The organism is Noviherbaspirillum sedimenti (assembly GCF_003590835.1).
In the GTDB taxonomy this organism is placed as follows: domain Bacteria; phylum Pseudomonadota; class Gammaproteobacteria; order Burkholderiales; family Burkholderiaceae_D; genus Paucimonas; species Paucimonas sedimenti.
This window is the reverse complement of record NZ_QYUQ01000002.1, coordinates 1,437,008-1,457,827: the sequence shown is the minus strand read 5'-3', so window position 1 is coordinate 1,457,827 and position 20,820 is coordinate 1,437,008. Positions and strand designations below refer to the sequence as shown.

Genomic DNA, 20,820 nt, shown 5'->3' with positions numbered 1-20,820 from the left:
GTAGTCAAATGAGAATTGGCATACCCGCCGAGACGCGGCCCGGGGAAACCCGGGTTGCGGCGACGCCCGAAACCGTCAAGAAGCTGGCGGCCAAACACGCCATCATCGTGCAAGCCGGCGCAGGCCTGGCGGCCAGCATCCCCGATGACGCCTACGTGGCCGCCGGCGCCACCATCGGCACAGCAGCGCAAGCCTTCGCCTGCGCCATGGTGCTCAAGGTGCGCGCCCCTTCTGTTGACGAGCGCGCCCTGATGGCCCCGGGTACGGTCGTCATCGGCATGCTCAACCCCTTCGACGCCGACAACACCGCTGCCATGGCCGCGGCCGGCCTGACCGCCTTCGCCCTGGAAGCCGCGCCCCGCATCACCCGCGCACAGTCGCTCGACGTGTTGTCTTCCCAGGCCAATATCGCCGGCTACAAGGCCGTCATGCTGGCTGCCAACACCTACCAGCGCTTCATGCCCATGCTGATGACCGCCGCCGGCACCGTCAAGGCGGCGCGCGTGCTGATCATGGGCGTGGGCGTGGCTGGCCTGCAGGCGATCGCCACCGCCAAGCGCCTGGGCGCCGTGATCGAAGCCTCCGACGTGCGCCCGCCCGTCAAGGAACAGGTCGAGTCGCTCGGCGCCAAATTCATCGACGTGCCTTACCTCACCGAGGAAGAGCGTGAAATCGCCAAAGGCGTGGGCGGCTATGCGCGGCCCATGCCACCCGCCTGGCTGGCGCGCCAGGCCGAGCTCGTCCATGCGCGCGCAGCCCAGGCCGACATCATCATCACCACCGCCCTGATTCCCGGCCGCAAGGCGCCCATCCTGATCGGCGAAGACACGGTCAAGGCCATGAAGCCGGGTTCGGTCATCGTCGACATGGCTGTCGAGCAGGGCGGCAATTGCCCCCTGTCCGAACTGGGCAAGACGGTCACCCGCCATGGCGTGCACATCATCGGTGAAGCCAACCTGGCTTGCCTGGTGGCAGCCGATGCCTCGGCCCTGTATGCCCGCAATGTGCTGGACTTTTTGAAGCTCATCATCGACAAGGAAGGGCAACTGGCCATTCCCCAGGACGATGAAATCATTGCCGCCACGCTCCTGTGCAGCGGCGGTCAATCCTTACGCAAGGCAGCCTGAACGGAGAATCCCATGGAAGTCAGCCATACCCTCATCAACCTCATCATCTTCGTGCTGGCCATCTACGTCGGCTACCACGTGGTCTGGACCGTCACCCCGGCGCTGCATACGCCTTTGATGGCCGTCACCAATGCCATTTCCGCCATCATCATCGTCGGCGCCATGCTGGCGGCGGGTCTGACCGAAGGCCTGGTCGGCCAGGCCATGGGCACGCTGGCCGTGGCCCTGGCGGCCGTCAACGTCTTCGGCGGCTTCCTGGTGACCCAGCGCATGCTGGAAATGTTCCGCAAGAAAGAGCCGAAGGCGGTCCAGAAGCCGGCCGGTGCCCCGGCCCTGGCCAAGGAAGGGAGCCCAGCATGAACATGGCCTTTGTCAGCATGAACCTGGTGACGCTGTTCTATCTGGTCGCTTCGGTCTGTTTCATCCAGGCCCTGAAGGGCTTGTCGCATCCCGCCTCGGCGCGGCGGGGCAACGCCTTTGGCATGAGCGGCATGGCGATCGCCACCGTGACCACGCTCGCCCTGATCGTCAAGCTGCAGGGAGAAGCCAGCAACGGCAGCCTGGGCTTTGGCCTGGTGCTGGCCGGCGTGCTGGTTGGCGGCGGCATTGGCGCCACCCTGGCAAAACGGGTCGAGATGACCAAGATGCCGGAACTGGTGGCGGCGATGCATTCGCTGATCGGTCTTGCCGCGGTGTGCATTGCGGTGGCCGTGGTGGCCGAACCCTGGGTATTCAGCATCACGTCGCGCGATGCACCGATTCCCTTCGGTAACCGCCTGGAACTGTTCATCGGCACTTTCGTCGGCGCGGTGACTTTCTCGGGGTCGGTGATTGCCTTCGGCAAGCTGTCGGGGAAATACAAGTTCCGCCTGTTCCAGGGCGCGCCGGTCAGTTTCAAGGGCCAGCACATCCTCAACCTGATCCTGGCGCTGGCGATGGTGATCCTGGGCCTGACCTTCTGTTTCGCCCCGGGCCTGGAGCCGGCCTGGACGCCATTCCTGATCATGGCGGCGATTGCCTTCGTACTGGGCGTGCTGATCATCATCCCCATCGGCGGCGCCGACATGCCGGTGGTGGTGTCGATGCTGAACAGCTATTCGGGCTGGGCGGCGGCCGGCATCGGCTTTTCGCTGAACAACGCCATGCTGATCATTGCCGGCTCGCTGGTGGGGTCAAGCGGTGCGATCCTGTCGTACATCATGTGCAAGGCCATGAACCGGTCGTTCTTCAACGTGATCCTGGGCGGCTTTGGCGGCGATGCGGCAGCCGCCAGCACGGGTGGCGCGCAGGCGCAGCGCCCGGTCAAGTCCGGCTCGGCCGACGATGCGGCCTTCCTGATGGGCAATGCGGAAACCGTCATCATCGTTCCCGGCTATGGCCTGGCGGTGGCGCGCGCCCAGCATGCCTTGAAGGAATTGACCGAGAAGCTCACCCACAAGGGCGTCACCGTCAAGTATGCGATCCACCCGGTGGCCGGGCGCATGCCGGGGCACATGAATGTGCTCTTGGCCGAAGCCGAAGTGCCGTACGACCAGGTGTTCGAGATGGAAGACATCAACAGCGAATTTAGCCAGGCCGACGTGGTGCTGGTCCTGGGCGCCAACGACGTGGTCAATCCGGCGGCGAAAGACCCGAAGTCGCCCATTGCCGGCATGCCGATCCTGGAAGCGTTCAAGGCCAAGACCGTGATCGTCAACAAGCGCTCGATGGCGGCGGGCTATGCGGGCCTGGACAATGAATTGTTTTACATGGACAAGACCATGATGGTGTTTGGCGATGCCAAGAAAGTCATCGAAGATATGGTCAAGGCCGTCGAGTAGTCCGGAACAAAATTTGATGCAGGAAACCGATGTCTCTCATCCCTTCTCCTTTGGGGTGCTTTAGCGGGCCACTCAAGTGGTCCGCCTTTTTATTCGCAGGAGTGTCACATGAAAATTCTCGTTCCAGTCAAGCGCGTGGTCGATTACAACGTCAAGGTGCGCGTCAAGTCCGATGGTTCGGGCGTCGAACTCGCCAACGTCAAGATGAGCATGAATCCCTTCGATGAAATCGCCGTCGAGGAAGCCATGCGCCTGAAAGAAGCCGGCACCGCCACCGAAGTCGTCGCCGTTTCCTGCGGCGTGACCCAGTGCCAGGAAACCTTGCGCACCGCCATGGCGATTGGCGCCGACCGCGCCATCCTGGTGGAAACCGATGCCGAACTTCAGCCGCTGGCGGTGGCCAAGCTCTTGAAAGCCCTGGCCGACCGCGAGCAGCCGCAACTGATCATTCTTGGCAAGCAAGCCATCGATGACGACAATAACCAGACCGGCCAGATGCTCGCCGCCCTGCTGGGCTGGGGGCAAGCCACCTTTGCTTCCAAGGTCGTCATCGACGGCGACAAGGCCGTGGTGACCCGCGAAGTCGATGGCGGCCTGGAAACCGTCTCGCTGGCGCTGCCGGCCATCGTCACCACGGACTTGCGCCTGAATGAGCCGCGCTACGTGACCTTGCCCAACATCATGAAGGCCAAGAAGAAGACGCTGGAGGTGGTCAAGCCGGCCGACCTGGGCGTCGATGTTTCGCCGCGCCTGAAGACCCTGAAAGTGGTCGAGCCGGCCAAGCGCTCCGCCGGCATCATCGTACCGGATGTGGCAACGCTCGTGGCCAAGCTGAAGAACGAAGCCAAAGTCATTTAGCCCTCTCCGAATAGCACAGGAACCATTGTCATGGAAAACATTCACCAGCCCACCAAAGAGCAAATCAGGGAATGGCTTGCCAACCGCAGGAAAAGCCCGGCCCCGTTGCCCGATGCCAAGCAGATCCGGCGCCAGCTGGACTGGAAGCAGGTCGACCATGCTGATGACTACCCCATTCAACAAGCAGCCTGAGCGCCCGCGTCAATCTCGCTCAGGTCAATCATTTTGTCAGGAAAACCATGGCTACTCTCGTCATTGCCGAACACGACAACGCTACCCTGAAGGGCAGCACTGCCCATACCGTCACCGCTGCCCTCCAGTGCGGCGGTGACGTCCATGTCCTCATCGCCGGCCATAACTGCGGCGCCGCTGCGCAAGCCGCCGCCCAACTGGCTGGCGTGGCCAAGGTGCTGGTGGCCGATGCCGCCTGGTTTGCCGATGGCCTGTCCGAGAATGTCGCCGAGCAGGCGCTGGCGCTGGCGAAGGATTATTCGCATGTGCTGGCCCCGGCCACCGCCTATGGCAAGAACATTGCCCCACGCATTGCCGCTCGGCTGGACGTGGGCCAGATCTCGGAAATCACCAAGGTGGATAGCCCGGACACCTTCGAGCGCCCAATCTATGCCGGTAATGCCATTGCCACAGTGCAGTCGGCCGATCCGATCAAAGTGATCACCGTACGCACCACCGGCTTCGATGCCGCTGGCGCCGGCGGTAGTGCCGTCGTTGAAGCCCTGCCTGTCGTTGCGGACTCCGGCAAATCGGCGTTCGTGTCGCGTGAAGTGGCCAAATCGGACCGTCCGGAACTGACTGCTGCCAAGATCATCGTCTCGGGCGGGCGCGGCATGGGCTCCGGAGAGAATTTCAAGATTCTCGAACCGCTGGCCGACAAGCTCAATGCCGCCATGGGGGCTTCGCGCGCCGCCGTGGATGCAGGCTATGTGCCCAATGACTGGCAGGTGGGCCAGACCGGCAAGATCGTCGCGCCCCAGCTGTACATTGCGGTGGGCATTTCCGGCGCCATCCAGCACCTGGCCGGCATGAAGGATTCGAAGACCATTGTGGCCATCAACAAGGACCCGGAAGCGCCGATCTTCTCGGTGGCCGACTACGGCATCGTCGGCGATCTGTTCGAGATCGTGCCGCAATTGGAACAGGCGCTCGATTAAAGGAGCTACGCTGCGATGCAGAACAAGCTTGTGGAACAATTGCTTAGAACTGAGAGACCGCATGCGGAACCCGAATTCATATCGCATGCCATGGAGAATAAGATGAGTATTGAAGTTGTCGGCATTATTGGTTCCGGACAAATGGGCAGCGGCATTGCCCAGGTTTGCGCTGCCGCTGGCCTGCGTGTCATCATGCGCGACATTAACGACGCGGCCATCGCCAAAGGCATGGCCGCCATTGCTTCCAGCCTGGACAGGGGGATCAAGAGCGGCAAGCTGACAGCCGAACAAAAAGACCAGATCCTTTCCCGCATTCAGGGCACCACGGCGCTGGCCGACCTGGCCGCAGCCGATTTCGTCATTGAAGCCGCGACGGAAAACCTGGCGCTGAAACAGCAGATCCTGAAAGAAATGGAAGCTGTCGCCAAGCCCGGCTGCGTCATCGCCTCCAATACGTCATCGGTGTCGATCACCAAGCTGGCCGCGACGCTGGCCAACCCCGAGCGCTTTGTCGGCATGCATTTCTTTAATCCGGTGCCGGTCATGTCGCTGGTTGAAATCATCCGCGGCCTGCGCACCGACGACGTCGTGGTCGAGGCGACCCGGACACTCGCCGAGCGCGTCGGCAAGACCCCGATCTCCGTGAAAAACTCGCCGGGTTTCGTCGTGAATCGCCTGCTCGTCCCCATGATTAACGAAGCCATCTTTTTGCTGCAGGAAGGCACGGCCAACGCGGAGGAAATCGATGCGGGCATGAAGCTCGGAGCGAATCACCCGATCGGCCCCCTTGCCCTGGCGGACCTGATCGGTCTGGATGTCTGCCTGGCCGTGATGGAAGTGCTCTACCGCGATTTCAATGACCCGAAATATCGCCCGGCACAATTGCTGAAAGAAATGGTGGACGGCGGCATGCTAGGCCGCAAAACCAAGCAGGGTTTTTATACGTATTAAGGTTGCGGCGATTAACAGCTTGTGAATAACAAGCACTCGATGTCGTCGGGTTATGCGGGTCTGGCCAATGAATTGCTTTGCATGGACAAGATCTTGATAGTCTTTGGCGATGCCAAGAAAGTCATCGAGGACATGGTCAAGGCCGTGGAATAGCACTGAACAAGTAGTTTGAGCCGATTACGGGTTCCCGGTCGGGCGTCTGTGGCGCGACGCCAAGCTGTATGAGATCGGCGTCGACACACCTCGGAAATCCGCCGCAGACTGATCGGCCGCGAATTGTTCGCCGAAACAACGTAATTCAGTTTCTCCACCACTTCCAATGTGGTTTTGGCTCGTGTCCTTGTGGGCGCGAGCATTTTTTTTTGTGTTGTTTTTTGCGACCCGAGATACTAACAAGCACTAGGCAAGATTAATGAATTCCCAAAATATCCTGGAACTATACGGCCCGCGCGAAGCGATGGCATACGATGTCGTGATCGTCGGCGGTGGCCCGGCCGGCCTGGCTGCCGCCATCCGCTTGAAGCAGCTCGCCGCGGACAAAGGCAATGAAGTCTCCGTCTGCGTGCTGGAAAAAGGCGGCGAACTGGGCGCCCATATCCTTTCCGGCGCCGTCATGGACCCTATCGCCATGGCCGAGCTCTTCCCCGACTGGCAAGCCCTGGGCGCTCCGCTGCATACTCCCGTCACCGAAGACCGCTTCCTCTTCCTGTCGGAATCCAGGGCGTACAAGACCCCCAACTGGCTCTTGCCCGCCTGCTTCCAAAACCATGGCAATTACGTCATTTCCCTGGCCAACGTGGTGCGCTGGCTGGGCCAGCAAGCCGAAAGCCTGGGCGTGGAAATCTTCCCCGGCTTTCCCGCAGCGGAAGTGCTTTACCATGACGATGGTTCAGTCAAGGGCGTGGCCACTGGCAACATGGGCGTGGACCGGGAAGGCCAGCCCACGGCCGCCTTCCAGCTGGGCATGGAACTACATGCCAAATACACCCTGTTTGCCGAAGGATCCCGCGGCCATCTGGGCAAGCAATTGATGGCCAGGTATGACTTGAATGCCGGGCGCGATCCGCAAACCTATGGCATCGGCATCAAGGAATTGTGGGAAATCGATCCAGCCAAACACCAGCCCGGCCTGGTGATCCACACGGCCGGCTGGCCGCTGGACAATGCCACCTATGGCGGGTCTTTCCTCTATCACCTGGAAGACAACCAGGTGGCAGTAGGCTACGTGGTGGGCCTGGCCTATGACAACCCCTACCTGTCGCCTTTCGAGGAATTTCAGCGCTACAAGACCCATCCGGCAATCCGCAAATTCTTTGAAGGCGGCAAGCGCCTGTCCTATGGCGCCCGGGCTATCACGGCCGGCGGCCTGCAATCCTTGCCCAAACTGGTTTTCCCGGGCGGGGCGCTGGTGGGCTGCGATGCGGGCTTTTTGAATGCCTCGCGCATCAAGGGCAGCCATGCCGCCATGAAGACCGGCATGCTGGCTGCCGAAGCAGCCTTCGAGGCGCTGGCGGCGGGAAGGCAGCAGGATGAGCTGAGCGCCTATCCGGCTTCTTTCGAGCGCTCCTGGCTGCATGCAGAGCTGCACAAGGCGCGCAACTTCAAGCCGGCCATGGGCAAGGGCCTGGTCACCGGCACGCTGCTGGTGGGCATCGACCAGGTCCTCTTCGGCGGCAAGGCGCCGTGGACCCTGCATCACACCCATGCCGACCATGAATGCCTGAAACCAGCGGCAGAGTGCCAGCCGATCCAATACCCCAAGCCGGATGGTAAGCTGACTTTCGACCGCCTGTCCTCGGTGTTCATTTCCAACACCAACCATGCCGAAGACCAGCCGGTGCACCTGACCCTGAAGGATGCCAGCGTGCCGGTGAATATCAACCTGCTGAAATATGCGGGCCCGGAGTCACGATTCTGTCCGGCGGGCGTATATGAATTCGTCAAGAGCGATATCGGTGAAGCGCGATTGCAGATCAATGCGCAAAACTGCGTGCATTGCAAGACCTGCGACATCAAGGATCCGACCCAGAACATCGTCTGGGTCACCCCCGAAGGGGGTGGCGGGCCGAATTATTCCAACATGTAGCCATTGTCATCTTCATCGGCTTGGCATGCCTGCCTGAGAGTCCAGAAAGCATTGTCGAAAATGTCGTGGATGCCTAGCACAGCATGGTATCGAGACATTGCTCACGCGCGAATTAGATTGCCGACTCTGGATGACGATGGCGTCGCCTGGTATCGGATTTTCAGTTGACCCAGTATGACTTAGTACGACATGCTCACTCCTTATTCAAACCGGCTCCAGGGTTTTTTCATACGACTGAAGTGGTATTGCCTGGATTCCCTGAAAGGCCGTCTGATTGCCTTGTCGCTCGGCTTTTCCCTGACCCTGCTGTGGATACTGGTATTTCTCTCGACCTCCTTTCAGCAGCAGAAATTCAGTGAAGTGCTGTTTGACCAGCAGTTCGCATCGGTACGTCGTCTTGCCGCCGACATTGCTGGCGAACTGCAGGGACGCGTCGACATGCTCACCGTCTCTGCCGCGCGCATTCCCGACAAGCTCTCGACGCGCGTCCTCGATGACCATCTGTCGCAACTGGTCACCTTACACCAGGCCTTTACCAGCGGCATCATTGTCATCGGGCTGGATGGCAGGGTGATGGCCGATTACCCGGCGATGCCGGGCCGCCGCGGCATGGACGTCGGCGAACGCGACTATTTCCAAAACGTCGTGAAAACCGGCAAGCCCGCCATCGCCACGCTCGTCACGGCAAGATCGTTGCAGCGTCCGACCCTGGTGATCACGGTGCCGGTGCGAGACCACGCCGGCACGGTGCGCGCGGTCCTGGCCGGCGCCATAGACTTGAGTGCTCCCAATTTTTTCGGCCTCGTTTTCGAACGCAAAATGGCAGGCAAGGGGCAGTTTTATGTCACTTCGCCGCATAATCATCTCGTTCTCGCGTCGACCGATCCTGCCCGCGTCCTGACCGCGGCACCAGCACCAGGCCAACACGCAGTCTACGACCGCTTCGTCGCGGGCTTTGAGGGCTCCACCAGTGCGCGCAATACCGAGGGCATAGCGACGCTCTTTTCCGCCAGTTCCATCCCCATGACGAACTGGCTCGTGACGGCAACCTATCCGGCCGAGGTGGCGTTCCAGCCGGTGACCGCCATGCGTCATTACCTGATTGCCATGGCCGCCATCCTGACGCTGCTGGCGGTTTGCGTGGCCCACTGGATGACGCGACGCCTGCTTGCCCCTTTAGATGAAGCGAATCAGGCAATGCAGCGCATGACGCACGATATGGCATCGCTGGTGCCTTTGACGGTCAAAGACAAGGGCGAGATTGGCGGCATCATTCATCATTTCAATGCCCTGGTCGAGGATCGTCATCGCAGCAAAGCAGCGCTGAACGTCAGCGAGCAGCGCTTACGTTCGCTTTTCGAGTATGCGCCGGATGCGATTTATGTGTGCAACCGCAGCTGCGTTGCCTATGCGAACGCGGCGGCACTGCAGCTGTTCGGTGCCGATTCACCAGACCAGGTGGTGGGCCACTCCCTCCTTGACCGCGTCCATCCTGATTCGCAGGCTGCCGCTCAGGAGCGGATCCTCCTGATCATCGAAGCCAGGGAAACCGTTGCGCCAGTGGAAGTGAAGTTGCAGCGCATGGACGGCACGGCGGTGTATGCACGGATTTCCGCCATGCCGTTTGACTACGAAAATGAGCCTGTCGCCCTGGCTTTTGCCCGGGACATTACCGACCGCAAGCTGGCCGAGCAAGCGCTGCGGGAAAGCGAGGAGCGCTTTCGCTGCTTGGTCGCGCTCTCGTCGGAATGGTACTGGGAGCATGACAAGGACCTTGTGGTAACCAGCGTTGCAGGATGGAAGGCAATCAAAAATGGCAAGATCCCCGAACACGGTATTGGAGAGAATTCCTGGAAAATAGAGGGCATTTGGAAAGACGAGCCGTCCTGGCGGGTGCAGCGTGCCACAGTGGAAGCCCGCCGCCCATTTAAGGATTTTGAGTACGAAAGGGCTGAACCGGGCCCAGACGGCAGTGTCGTGTGGTACAGCATTAGTGGCGAGCCCATGTTCGATGAAGACGGTATTTATAAAGGCTACCGCGGCACGGGAAAAGACATCACCGAGCGCAAGCTGGCCGAAGAAGCGCTGCGCCAGTCGCGCGCCCGCATCCGCGATCTGGCCGCACATCAGTCAACCATCAAGGAAACAGAGCGCAAGCGCATTGCCCGCGACCTCCATGACGAACTGGGCCAGACGCTGCTGGCCATCCGGTTGGATGCCACCACGTTGACCGAACAAACTGCCGCCGCGCATCCGGAATTTCACCGTTCAGCACGTCTCATGCTGGAGCACATTGATACGGCAATGACGAGCGTGAAGACAATTATCAACGACTTGCGGCCTTTCGTGCTGGACCTGGGACTGCTGGCCGCAATGGAATGGCAAGTCCATGAATTCGAGAGCATGAGCGGCATTCCTTGCGACCTGGAGGTGGACGACGAAGATTCCTATCGCCACCTTGACGCCAGCCATTCCACGGCATTGTTCCGCGTCCTGCAAGAATCCCTCACCAACATCACCCGGCACGCCAAGGCACGGCAGGTAAGCATTGCGATCCGCACGGAAGAGGGCCAGCTTGAAATGACGATTGCCGATGACGGGATTGGCATCGCCCAAAACCAGCGCCGCAAAAAACAGGCTTTCGGGCTGGTTGGCATCGAGGAGCGCATCAAGGCGATCGGCGGCACGTTTGCCGTGGACAGCGCTCCCGGCAAAGGCACCAGGCTCCGCTTTTCCATTCCGCTCCCGGTGTCAATCGAAGCGCCGTGCTGATGGCATCCTGACGATCGGCATGCTTTGCCTGAATGAACCCGCATGCTGGCCTATAATGAAATGTTATGCGTGCTGGAGCGGACTCCATGAAACACCTTGCCGATGCGCCAATGGGCGACCAAGCTGGGCCTGCGTCAGTGGACGATCAGGCACAGAAACTGGCGCGCATTCATCGCGCCTTCAAAACCTTAAGTGCCGGCAATCATACTTTATTGCATGCTTCAGACGAGCAGGCATTGCTGCAGGACATGTGTCGGGTCATTGTCGAAAGTGGCGGATATCGACAAGCTGTCGTTGGTTATGCAGAGCACGATCAAGAAAAGACGATCCGCTGGGTGGGCGCCGCCGATACGGACATGACGTATCTCGAGACCTTGCATTTTACCTGGGCGGATACCGAATCCGGCCGCACCGGGATGGGTACGGCAATCCGCACTGGCGAACCCTGCGTGGGACGACATATCCTCACCGATCCGGCCTATGCCTATCCAGCCTACGACCGTGTGCGCGAGGAGGCAATCAAGACAGGCTTCGCTTTAGTCACCGCCGCCTTCCCCTTGCGCATCGATGGCGAGGTGATTGGCGCTCTGGCCATGGCTGCGGCTGAGCCCGATGACTTCGATGAAGAAGAAGTCCAGTTGCTTAGCGAGCTGGCCGACGATCTGGCCTACGGCATTGCCAACCTGCGGATCCGCGAAAAACATCGTGAGGCCGAAGCCACCATCGCCCGCCTGGCTTACTATGAGGCGCTGACTGGGCTGCCGAATCGCACATTCCTGCTGGAGTGCCTGGAAGAAGCAATGCAAGAGGCGAAACAGCATCACCATGCGCTGGCCTTGCTGCACTTGCACGTAGGGCGCTTTCACGAAATCAATAAAGTCCTGGGTTACCGTTCGGGGGATCAATTACTGCAGGAACTCGGCCGGCGCCTTGAGCTGGCTGTCAAGGAAAATGAAACGCTGGCGCACGTGGGGGAAGCGGAGTTCGCCTTGCTATTGCCTGCGACGAGTGCCGAGCATGCGATCCAGAGGGCGCAACGGCTTACCGCCATTCTGCATGACCCTGTAGAAGTGTCCGGCCTCATGGTCGATGCAAGCGTGAACATCGGCATCGCGCTCTTTCCTGGTCACGCCACTACCCCGGAAGCTTTATTGCGCAGGGCGAATTCCGCGATGCGCGAAGCCAGGCCGACGCACGGCGGTTATGCCATGTACACCGGCGGCCAGGAAGAACTGCACGCCAGGCGGCTCGCGCTCATGGGCGACTTGCGGCATGCCATCGAGCACAACCAATTGCTGCTGTATTGCCAGCCCAAGGTAGACATCGCTTCGCGGCGCGTATGCGGCGCGGAAGCATTGGTGCGCTGGGAACACCCGGTGCATGGCATGATTTCGACCAGTGAATTCATCCCGCTTGCGGAGCAAGCTGGTTTGATCACGCCGCTCACCAACTGGGTGCTGGAATCTGCATTCAGTCAAAGCTACGCCTGGCATGAGGCCGGGCTGGACTGGCCGCTGGCGGTCAACCTCTCCGCGCATGACTTGCGCGATCCCGATCTGGTCGAGCGGATCCGGGGCTTGTTTGCTACCTGGGGCATCCGGCCGGAACTGATGCAGTTCGAGCTGACTGAAAGTGCATTAATGGAGGATCCGGCCAGCGCCCTGGAGACGCTCACCGACTTAAAGCAGCTGGGCACGCGGTTGTACATAGACGACTTTGGGACGGGCTATTCCAGCCTGGGCTATTTGCAGAAATTGCCGGTGGATTACATCAAGATTGATCAGTCATTCGTCATGCCCATGACGGTATCCAATGATTCGGCAGTGATCGTACGTACCACCATCGAGCTGGGTCACAATCTGGACATGAAAATCGTGGCGGAAGGGGTGGAGAGCCAGGCGCACTGGGATAGCTTGGCGGCGCTCGGATGCGATGTGGCACAAGGCTATCACATCAGCAAGCCAATGCCGGCAGAGCAGTTCAGGAATTGGGAAACCAACTGGGCATAACTGACGCTAGTGTTCCGTCCCGTTAATTTGCAGGCATGAATTCTGCTGGTTTTTGGCATTTTCTGGAGAGATGCCGCCATGACCAATGCTGCCACAAAGATCCGGATCGATCACAACGAAGCTGTGTGCACCGAGCTCATGGCAATGGCCCGATTGCGTTTCCTGCCAGCGGCGCTGACTTTGCGCGCCTTGTGCAATTCATCATGCAGCCAGGAGCGCTCGAAGGAAGCCGGTAGACGCTCAATTCATCCTGTTGTGGCTGGGAACTGGGTTTGGGGAGTAACGAGCCATCCTGGCAGAGGCAACGTGTGACGGCGGAAGCCCGCCTCCCGTTTACGGATTTTGAATACAGGATCCAGGCATCGGACGGTCGCATCGCGTGGTACAGCGTCAGCGGCGAGCCCATGTTTGATGAACATGGCGCTTACCAAGGCTACCGCGGCACGGGCAAGGATATCACCGAGCGCAAGCTGGCCGAAGAAGCGCTGCGCCAGTCGCGCGCCCGCATCCGCGAACTGGCCGCCCATCAGGAAACCATCAAGGAAACAGAGCGTCAGCGCATTGCCCGCGACCTGCATGACGAACTGGGCCAGACGCTGCTGGCCATCCGGCTGGATGCCACCACGTTGACCGAACAAACTACCGCCGCGCATCCGGATTTTCACCGTTCAGCGCGTCTCATCGGCCTGTTGCGCAAGCTCCACCTGGTTGCACATCGAAGGCGCGTCGCCCTCGTATGCCTCGATCGGAAAGTACAGGCCCAGCGTCATTTGGCCCGGGCGGTAGGTCCTGCGAAAGCCCGGCAGGTCGCCATAGGGTAGTGATGATAAAGAAAACAAGGCAATGCCTCCTTCTAATGTTACTGATGGCTGACTCGGTGCGGAAAGACCCCTGGGTTTCAGTGGATTTCGAAGGGGAACAGCAACAGACTCATTTGAATGACTTCTATGTGTAGATGTGAGTCCATGCTAAGCTATATCAGCGATGTACGTAAGTACGCACAATTTTGTGCTGTAGGCACATTTTTTATACCATTGCTTTGGCAAGAGCTTGACATGAAGCTTGGAACCCGTCGGTTCAACGAGTTAAGGCGCCTTATGCCAGAGATGACGCAGCGGATCGGATGCTGACGCTGCAATTGCGTGAACTGGAATCGAAGCCTGGCCGCCTCGCCTCAGCGACAAGGCGGGTCCGGCCGATCGCTCACTGCCGATCTGCCAGCCGGGCCTCAAGCGCATCCAGGAACACCTTCACCCGGGTCGGCACATAGCGCCGGGTCGGGGTGACCGCCCATACGGACAGGTCTTCCATGGAGGCGTCCTGCAGTTCAATCTGGACGAGCGAGCCATCAGCCAGCTGCTGGAAGGCATCCCAGTAGGTCAGCATGGCAAGCCCCAATCCCTGGATGGCCGCCGTCCTCACGGCATCGACACTGCTGGTGTTGATACGACCATTCATCCGCCTGCGCTGCAACTCGCCGTCGATCACGAAGGGCCAGCGGGGAACGGCTTGCAGCAGGATGCAGTGATGGGCATCGAGATCTGACAAGGTCGACGGGTGTCCATGCTGTTTCAGGTAGGCCGGGGCAGCGCAAATGACACGAGGGTTCGGCACGATTCTTTTGGCGACGAGCTCCGAATCGTCCAGCGGCGCAACGCGCAGGGCCAGGTCCAGGCCCAGGCCTACGATATCGATCACCCGATCGGAAAGGTCCAGGTCGACGCGCAGTTCAGGATGCCGCTCCAGCAGACGAGGCAGCAAGGGGAGCACGATGGATTGGCCCAGGATGCTCGGCGCTGTCATCCGCAACACTCCCGACGCCTTGGCCGGCGATGGGCTCAACTCGCCTCGCGCGCTTTCCTCCGCCTCGGTCATCGTGTTGGCGTAGGGGAGGAATGCTTCGCCCTCGGCCGTCAAGGAAACCGACCTTGTGGTGCGGTGGAACAGGCGAACCCCCAATTCCTCTTCCAAGGCGCCCAGCCGACGGGAAACCTGCATGGGTACGACATCCAGCTGCCGCGCCGCCGCTGACAAGCTGCCAGTCGAAGCTACCGCCAGAAAAATCCGGAGGTCGGAGATTTGCACTTTTATATCCTCATTCGTTAAGGCGGCTTCACCATTGCCGGTCTTGGTCGGCGCCACGACGATGTCTACTATACCTCTATTGAAGCGCTGCCCGCGCTCGAAAACCCGCTAACGGCAAGCAATGAGGTGAGCAAAGCATGAACGATTCGATCAGCAACATTTTATCTACGCACGATATAAAAGGCACAGTTCTGCGAAACCGTCTGGCAGTGGCGCCCATGACCCGGGTGACCGCCACTGAAGAAGGCGTTCCCACGCAGACCATGCGCGACTATTACGTCCGGTTTGCCAAGGGCGGCTTCGGCCTGGTCATCACGGAAGGGCTGTATACGGACAAGGCCTACTCGCAGGGTTACCCGTTCCAGCCCGGCTTGGCCGACGAAGAACAAGCGCACGCTTGGGCAGACATCACCAGGGAAATGCAAGCGCACGGAGCGCGGGTGTTCGCGCAGATCATGCACGCCGGCGCCCTCAGCCATGCCAACCGATTCCGCAGCCACACCGTTGCTCCCTCGGCGATTCGGCCCAAGGGCCAGCAGATGAGCGTTTACTACGGCCAGGGCACCTACGCCGAGCCGGTGGAGATCACCGACGTCGAGATCGCCGAAGTGATCAAGGGCTTCGTGGACACGGCGGCCCGCGCCGTGCGAGTCGCCGGGTTCGACGGGGTCGAGATCCACGGGGCCAACGGCTACCTGCTCGACCAGTTCCTGACCGCGGACAGCAACCGTCGCACGGATCGGTGGGGCGGCGACGTCAAGGGACGGGTGTCCCTGCTGGTCGAGATCGTCAAGGCCGTCAAAGCCGAGGTGGGCAACGAAGTGCCGGTCGGCATTCGCATCTCGCAGGGCAAGGTGAACGACTTCACGAGCAAGTGGCCCGGCCGTGAGGCAGACGCTGAAGTCATCTTCAGCGCGCTCGCAGAAGCCGGGGCGGACTTCATCCACGTGACCGAGTTCGAGGCGTGGCAGCCGGCTTTCGAGGGCGGGCAAGACAGCCTGCTTGCGCTGGCCCGCCGATACGCCCCCAAGATTTCGATCATCGCCAACGGCAGCCTGCACAATGTCGAGCGGACAAATGAGGCGCTGGAAGCCGGCGCCGACATCGTTGCGCTGGGACGAGGAGCGCTGGCCAATCCGGACCTGCCGAAGGTGTTTGAAGCCAGGCGTGAGCCGAGAGCTTTCGACAGTGCTATCCTCGGTCCGATTGCCGACATCAAGGACAGCGAGCTGGCGTTTGGCTTGATGGCGTAACGCCGCAAAGCGACCCGCGACCCAGCGCCGTTTTGAGGGAGAAGGCCATTGGTGCATTCAATGCAGCGTACAAGGAGGTCATCAGCCCCGGCCGGTTGACGCCGGGACTGATGACCACGTTCGAGCTCGCACCCGTACCCGCAACCGGCAAGATGGCCCGCATGCGGGCCTGCATCGTTTCTGAAAATGAAGGGAATTCGACCGGGAGCTGGATAATATGAGGAAAGTGCTATGACGGCCGACGCTGCACGACCAGGTTCCCCACGTACATCTGGAGAACTTCCTGCATTTGGTTGAAGGTCGTGACCCGAACCTTGACTATGCCTTGCGCGGGCCGAGACTTCGATGGCCTGACCTCAAGCACTTCAGTTTCAACATATAGCTCGTCCCCCGAGCGCGTTGGGCGCGGCCATTGCAACTCTTCCAAGCCCGCGCCAACGATTCCACCAGCCGGCCTGAACTCGCTCTCGACCAGAAGTCTCATGGTAAGTGCCGCTGTGTGCCAACCGCTGGCAGCCAGTCCTCGAAATAGGGTTCCCTGTGCTGCCTGTTCATCGAGGTGGAAAGGCTGAGGGTCGAACTCCGCCGCAAATCGCTTGATTGCGCTGCTATCCATTACGAGACGCCGGGAGCCAAATCGTAGCCCTACAGTCAAGTCGTCGAGATATTGTTCGCTTGCCATCGTTTGGACTCCTTTCAAGTTTCTGCCTGAGCTTGAGCTGGGCTGACAGTGGCGCGCAATACGGGCGCTTCACGAATCGGCAAATTGATGATGGCGGCCAAAATGGCCAGGGCAATGTCGGCGTACCACATCCAGCTAAAGTCGCCGAACTGGGTAATGGCGATTCCACCCAGCCACGCACCGAGAAAGCCGCCGATTTGATGCGACAAAAGCGTCATCCCGAACAAGGTTGCCAAATAGCGTGTGCCGAACAGCTTTCCCACGATGGCTGCAGTCGGCGGCACGGTCGCCAGCCAGGTGAAGCCGAGGCCAGCGGCAAACACGTAAAACGTCCATTCGGTGCGCGGCATCATCAGGTACCACGCAATCAGCACGGCGCGTGAGCCATACATCGCCGCCAGGACGTATTTGCTCCGGTACTTGCCGATCCACGAGCCTGCGTAAAGACTGCCGAAAATATTGGCCAGGCCAATAATCGACAAAGACCAACCGGCGACGGCAGGGGGCAAGCCGCACAGATTTACTTCGCCAGGCAAATGGGTGACGATAAAGGCGATATGGAATCCGCAGGTGAAAAATCCGGCATGCAGCAGCAGGTAACTCGGATTCTTCATTGCATCCCGGAGGGTTTTTCGCAGTCCCTGATCACCATCCGCATGCGTGTGCGGCCTGGCTTCAGCGCCAGTCAGCTTGCCAATCAGCGGCAGGGTCAAGAGCGCTGCGAGCGCCATCGTCCACATCGCTCCCATCCATCCGATCGACTGAATCAGTTTCTGTGCAAGAGGTGCGAAAATGAACTGGCCGAAAGAGCCGCCCGCATTGATGACGCCGGATGCTGCTGCCCGCGATTCGACGGGCAGGCGCTGTGAACCCGCGCCAATCAAAACCGAAAAACTGCTGGCGCCTGATCCCACGCATGCCAGTAATCCGAGCGACACCATCAGCCCAAAGCCACTCGTGACAAAAGGCGTCAGCGCGCAGCCTATCGCCAGCATGACCAGCCCGCCGATCAATACCGCACGTGGGCCATAATGGTCCGCAACTGCGCCGGCGATAGGCTGGATTGCCCCCCAGGTGAACTGTCCGATCGCCAGCGCAAAGCTGATCGTGGCGATCCCCATGCCGGTCGCCGTATTGATCGGACTGATGAAAAGTCCAAAGGATTGTCGAATGCCCATGGACACCATGAGAATGCCGGCGGCGGCCAGGGTAATGACTAAGACATCAGGGCGACGTAGTGAAAGAAACATATTCATTCCTTATGAAAACTATGGCGATTTTGTTCGCTTACACTCTGCCCGACAAATGATTTAATATATGCAATGGAATAGATTTTCTATGTCATGAACAGATATCCTCCCTTAAAAGCATTGGTGGCCTTTGATGCTGCAATGAGAACACATAGTTTTACTCATGCAGCCGAAAAACTGCACGTAACACCTGGCGCAATTGGCCAACAAATACAAAAACTGGAGGAGTGGCTTGGCGTTTTATTATTCACCCGCCAGATCCGTCAAGTGCAGCCCACTGCAGATGGATTGCTGTATTGGGAGCGGATTCAACCTGCACTTGCCCAGATAGCCGATGCAAGTGAGAAACTCAGAGATCGCCGCAGCATGGCGGTATGGCTTTCCATGCCGCCGAGTTTTGCCGCCAAGTGGTTTCCTCGCCGAATGGCACGCTTGCTAACGCGGTATCCGGAAATCGAGCTTCATCTCAATGCGTCAACCGCACTGGTGGACTTCGAGCGCGAACAAATCGATCTGGCCATCAGGTACTTCGAGGGTAGCGCCGCCAATCTCGATGCCACGCTGCTCTTTCAAGACGAGGCCAGAGCGTATTGCAGTCCAGGCTATGCCGCAGACCTTTCGCTTAAACAGCCAGACGATCTGGCTCGGGCCACACTGCTGCATACAACGGTGCAGCCTTATTGGCCAAAATGGCTACGTCATTTCAGCCGATTGAAGGATGCAGACATTGCGAGCATCCCGCGCATTCATTTTGATCAAGGAATGGTAGCGATCGAGGCTGCCAAACAAGGACAAGGGGTCGTTTTGAGCAGCGCTCTCTTGATGGAAGAAGAAACGACAGAGGGAACGCTAATAGAGCCTTTCGACTGTCGCCTGCCTTTATCCAGCGGATACTACGTCGTCCATCACCGAAGGTTGGCGCTTAGGCCAGCTGCGGCGGCTGTCAAGGAATGGTTGATTGAAGAGACTGCGTAGTCTTTTGTTTGATATAAGTTGGCGACGGCCTGCTTTTGGCAGAAATGTGACGGGCCGAACCGGCAAACTCACCATCAGCTTGCGCTGACTGATAAAGCAAAGCATCTCAGCGATTCTTTTGGATGGCTGCATGTTTGTCTTATCCAAAAGGAGGGGGGAGTCGCCCCTTTTTCACAGCTGCAAATGTAGTGGATATGGCAGCATTTGATTGGACGGTATAATTCGCATGAACCTATAAGATTGGCTTATAAATGGCGCGAGAAAACTTCAACGATCTTCTGGCTTTTGTCGCAGTGGCGCGCGAAGCTAGCTTTACCCGTGCGGCTGCGCAACTGGGCGTGTCCCAATCGGCGTTGAGCCAGACGATTCGGGAGTTGGAGGCGCGGTTGGGCATTCGACTGCTGACCAGAACCACGCGCAGCGTCTCACCTACCGAGGCAGGTGAACGCTTGCTGCAGACCGTCGCCCCTCGGTTTGACGAGATCAATGCTGAGCTCGCGGCATTAAGCGAACTGCGGGATAAGCCCGCCGGCACCGTTCGCATATCGACTTTGGAGCAAGCGGCTGACGCCATTCTTTTGCCGAAGCTGGCGAAGTTGTTGCCTGATTATCCGGACATCAAGGTCGAGATTAATACTGACTACAGGTTGATCGACATCGTCGAGCAGCGCTTCGATGCCGGCGTACGCTTTGGCGACCAGGTGGAGAAAGACATGATTGCCGTGCGCATTAGCCCGGACGTTCCTACCGCAATTGTTGGTGCTCCCGCTTATTTCGCAAAGAGGCCGCTACCAAAGAAGCCGGAAGATCTCACCGAGCATTCCTGCATTAATCTCCGCTTGCCGACCTATGGCGGGCTATACGCTTGGGAACTCAAAAAGGGGAAACGCGCGTTGAATGTGCGCGTTGACGGTCAGCTTATCGTCAACGCCGTTCCTCAACTGATCAAGGGAACGCTGGCCGGATTGGGGTTGGCGTTCGCCCTAAAGGAATTGGTGCAGGAACATATCGACGCAGGGCACCTCATCTCCGTGCTGGAAGATTGGTGTCCTGCTTTTCCTGGCTACCATCTCTACTACCCAACACGCCGTCAATCGTCTCCGGCGTTTGCATTGGTGGTCGACGCATTGCGCTACCGAGCCTGACGAAGTGCCAGCCCTCAACAACGGGAAAACCATGCCTTACCACAGCCGCATTCATTAGCTGTGCTTATAGACCTATGCACGTTTTGCTATCTAATCAACGGACTTCCCGGCTGCAATAATAAAAAGCAAAAAAGTAGTTGCATAGGTTGATTACTACCCCACATCGGAGTTTTTCATGATCACACTGAATATCAACGGCAAAGAGTCGCGCGTCGATGCCGAGCCCGACACCCCGTTGCTGTGGGTGCTGCGCGATACCCTGCAGCTCACCGGTACCAAGTTCGGTTGCGGCATGGCGCTGTGCGGCGCCTGTACCGTGCACATGAATGGAGAACCTGTGCGTTCCTGCAGCACGCCGGTATCCGCGGCGGCCGGCAAGAAGATTGTGAGCATCGAAGGTGTCGGGCGCAGCCGTGTCGGCAAGGCGGTGCAACATGCCTGGCAGCGGCTCGATGTCGTCCAATGCGGCTATTGCCAGTCCGGCCAGATCATGAGCGCCGTGGCGCTGCTGGAAAATAACCGCAAGCCGACGGATGCGGACATCGATGGCGCAATGGGCGGCAATGTCTGCCGCTGCGCCACCTATGTGCGTATTCGCGCTGCGATTCATGAAGCGGCAAAGTCGCTGGCCTAAGGGA

18 protein-coding genes and 1 pseudogene are annotated in these 20,820 nt (G+C 59.3%); 16 read left to right on the top strand and 3 right to left on the bottom strand.

The annotated features are described in order from the left end of the window. Positions 1-8: 8 nt before the first annotated feature. From D3878_RS06785 to D3878_RS24600, 12 genes and pseudogenes are all read left to right on the top strand, one after another. Positions 9-1,127, top strand: coding sequence for a Re/Si-specific NAD(P)(+) transhydrogenase subunit alpha (locus tag D3878_RS06785; protein ID WP_119784773.1), 1,119 nt, complete (start codon positions 9-11; stop codon positions 1,125-1,127). Positions 1,128-1,139: 12 nt separating this feature from the next. Further along, a complete protein-coding gene (locus D3878_RS06780) occupies positions 1,140-1,487 on the top strand; it encodes an NAD(P) transhydrogenase subunit alpha part 2 (protein ID WP_119784772.1) in 348 nt (115 codons plus the stop codon). 2 nt (positions 1,488-1,489) lie between these two features. Continuing rightward, complete coding sequence (locus D3878_RS06775) at positions 1,490-2,947, top strand: NAD(P)(+) transhydrogenase (Re/Si-specific) subunit beta (RefSeq protein ID WP_119787747.1); 1,458 nt, start codon at positions 1,490-1,492, stop codon at positions 2,945-2,947. A gap of 108 nt (positions 2,948-3,055) precedes the next feature. Then, a complete protein-coding gene (locus D3878_RS06770) occupies positions 3,056-3,805 on the top strand; it encodes an electron transfer flavoprotein subunit beta/FixA family protein (protein ID WP_119784771.1) in 750 nt (249 codons plus the stop codon). 30 nt (positions 3,806-3,835) lie between these two features. Further along, entirely contained in the window at positions 3,836-3,997 is a 162-nt protein-coding gene (locus D3878_RS24045; protein WP_199688102.1) for a hypothetical protein, read from the top strand. A 47-nt stretch (positions 3,998-4,044) separates the two neighbouring features. Further along, on the top strand, positions 4,045-4,974 hold the full coding sequence (locus D3878_RS06765; RefSeq protein WP_119784770.1) for an electron transfer flavoprotein subunit alpha/FixB family protein: 930 nt from the start codon (positions 4,045-4,047) through the stop codon (positions 4,972-4,974). Positions 4,975-5,076: 102 nt separating this feature from the next. Next, on the top strand, positions 5,077-5,925 hold the full coding sequence (locus D3878_RS06760; RefSeq protein ID WP_119784769.1) for a 3-hydroxybutyryl-CoA dehydrogenase: 849 nt from the start codon (positions 5,077-5,079) through the stop codon (positions 5,923-5,925). 18 nt (positions 5,926-5,943) lie between these two features. Next, positions 5,944-6,078: pseudogene (locus tag D3878_RS06755) on the top strand (NAD(P)(+) transhydrogenase (Re/Si-specific) subunit beta); the annotation flags it as partial. 259 nt (positions 6,079-6,337) lie between these two features. Next, positions 6,338-8,011 carry an electron transfer flavoprotein-ubiquinone oxidoreductase gene (locus D3878_RS06750; RefSeq protein ID WP_119784767.1) on the top strand — a complete coding sequence of 558 codons (1,674 nt, stop codon included), beginning with the start codon at positions 6,338-6,340 and terminating at the stop codon, positions 8,009-8,011. Positions 8,012-8,200: 189 nt separating this feature from the next. Then, entirely contained in the window at positions 8,201-10,783 is a 2,583-nt protein-coding gene (locus D3878_RS06745; protein ID WP_119784766.1) for a PAS domain S-box protein, read from the top strand. Between the two features lie 86 nt (positions 10,784-10,869). Beyond that, positions 10,870-12,792 carry a putative bifunctional diguanylate cyclase/phosphodiesterase gene (locus D3878_RS06740; RefSeq protein ID WP_233556255.1) on the top strand — a complete coding sequence of 641 codons (1,923 nt, stop codon included), beginning with the start codon at positions 10,870-10,872 and terminating at the stop codon, positions 12,790-12,792. Positions 12,793-13,100: 308 nt separating this feature from the next. Beyond that, positions 13,101-13,613 (top strand): histidine kinase, encoded by a 513-nt coding sequence (locus D3878_RS24600; protein WP_274381900.1) that lies wholly within the window; start codon positions 13,101-13,103, stop codon positions 13,611-13,613. Between the two features lie 382 nt (positions 13,614-13,995). On the opposite strand, the gene D3878_RS06725 is transcribed toward D3878_RS24600, so the two are convergent. Then, positions 13,996-14,934 carry a LysR family transcriptional regulator gene (locus tag D3878_RS06725; RefSeq protein WP_233556254.1) on the bottom strand — a complete coding sequence of 313 codons (939 nt, stop codon included), beginning with the start codon at positions 14,932-14,934 and terminating at the stop codon, positions 13,996-13,998. 80 nt (positions 14,935-15,014) lie between these two features. Between D3878_RS06725 and D3878_RS06720 the strand changes: the two genes are divergently transcribed. After that, entirely contained in the window at positions 15,015-16,130 is a 1,116-nt protein-coding gene (locus D3878_RS06720) for an NADH:flavin oxidoreductase (RefSeq protein WP_119784764.1), read from the top strand. A gap of 229 nt (positions 16,131-16,359) precedes the next feature. Here D3878_RS06720 and D3878_RS06710 read toward each other — a convergent pair whose 3' ends face one another. Continuing rightward, on the bottom strand, positions 16,360-16,812 hold the full coding sequence (locus D3878_RS06710) for a MaoC family dehydratase (protein ID WP_119784762.1): 453 nt from the start codon (positions 16,810-16,812) through the stop codon (positions 16,360-16,362). Between the two features lie 14 nt (positions 16,813-16,826). Next, a complete protein-coding gene (locus tag D3878_RS06705) occupies positions 16,827-18,062 on the bottom strand; it encodes an MFS transporter (protein ID WP_119784761.1) in 1,236 nt (411 codons plus the stop codon). Between the two features lie 93 nt (positions 18,063-18,155). On the opposite strand from D3878_RS06705, the gene D3878_RS06700 reads away from it, so the two are divergent. The 3 genes from D3878_RS06700 (at position 18,156) to D3878_RS06690 (ending at position 20,816) form a co-directional block, all read left to right on the top strand. Further along, a complete protein-coding gene (locus D3878_RS06700) occupies positions 18,156-19,037 on the top strand; it encodes a LysR substrate-binding domain-containing protein (RefSeq protein WP_119784760.1) in 882 nt (293 codons plus the stop codon). 251 nt (positions 19,038-19,288) lie between these two features. Next, positions 19,289-20,182, top strand: a complete 894-nt coding sequence (locus D3878_RS06695) for a LysR family transcriptional regulator (protein WP_119784759.1) — start codon at positions 19,289-19,291, stop codon at positions 20,180-20,182. Positions 20,183-20,357: 175 nt separating this feature from the next. Then, positions 20,358-20,816 carry a (2Fe-2S)-binding protein gene (locus tag D3878_RS06690; protein WP_119784758.1) on the top strand — a complete coding sequence of 153 codons (459 nt, stop codon included), beginning with the start codon at positions 20,358-20,360 and terminating at the stop codon, positions 20,814-20,816. The last annotated feature ends 4 nt before the right edge of the window (positions 20,817-20,820 follow it).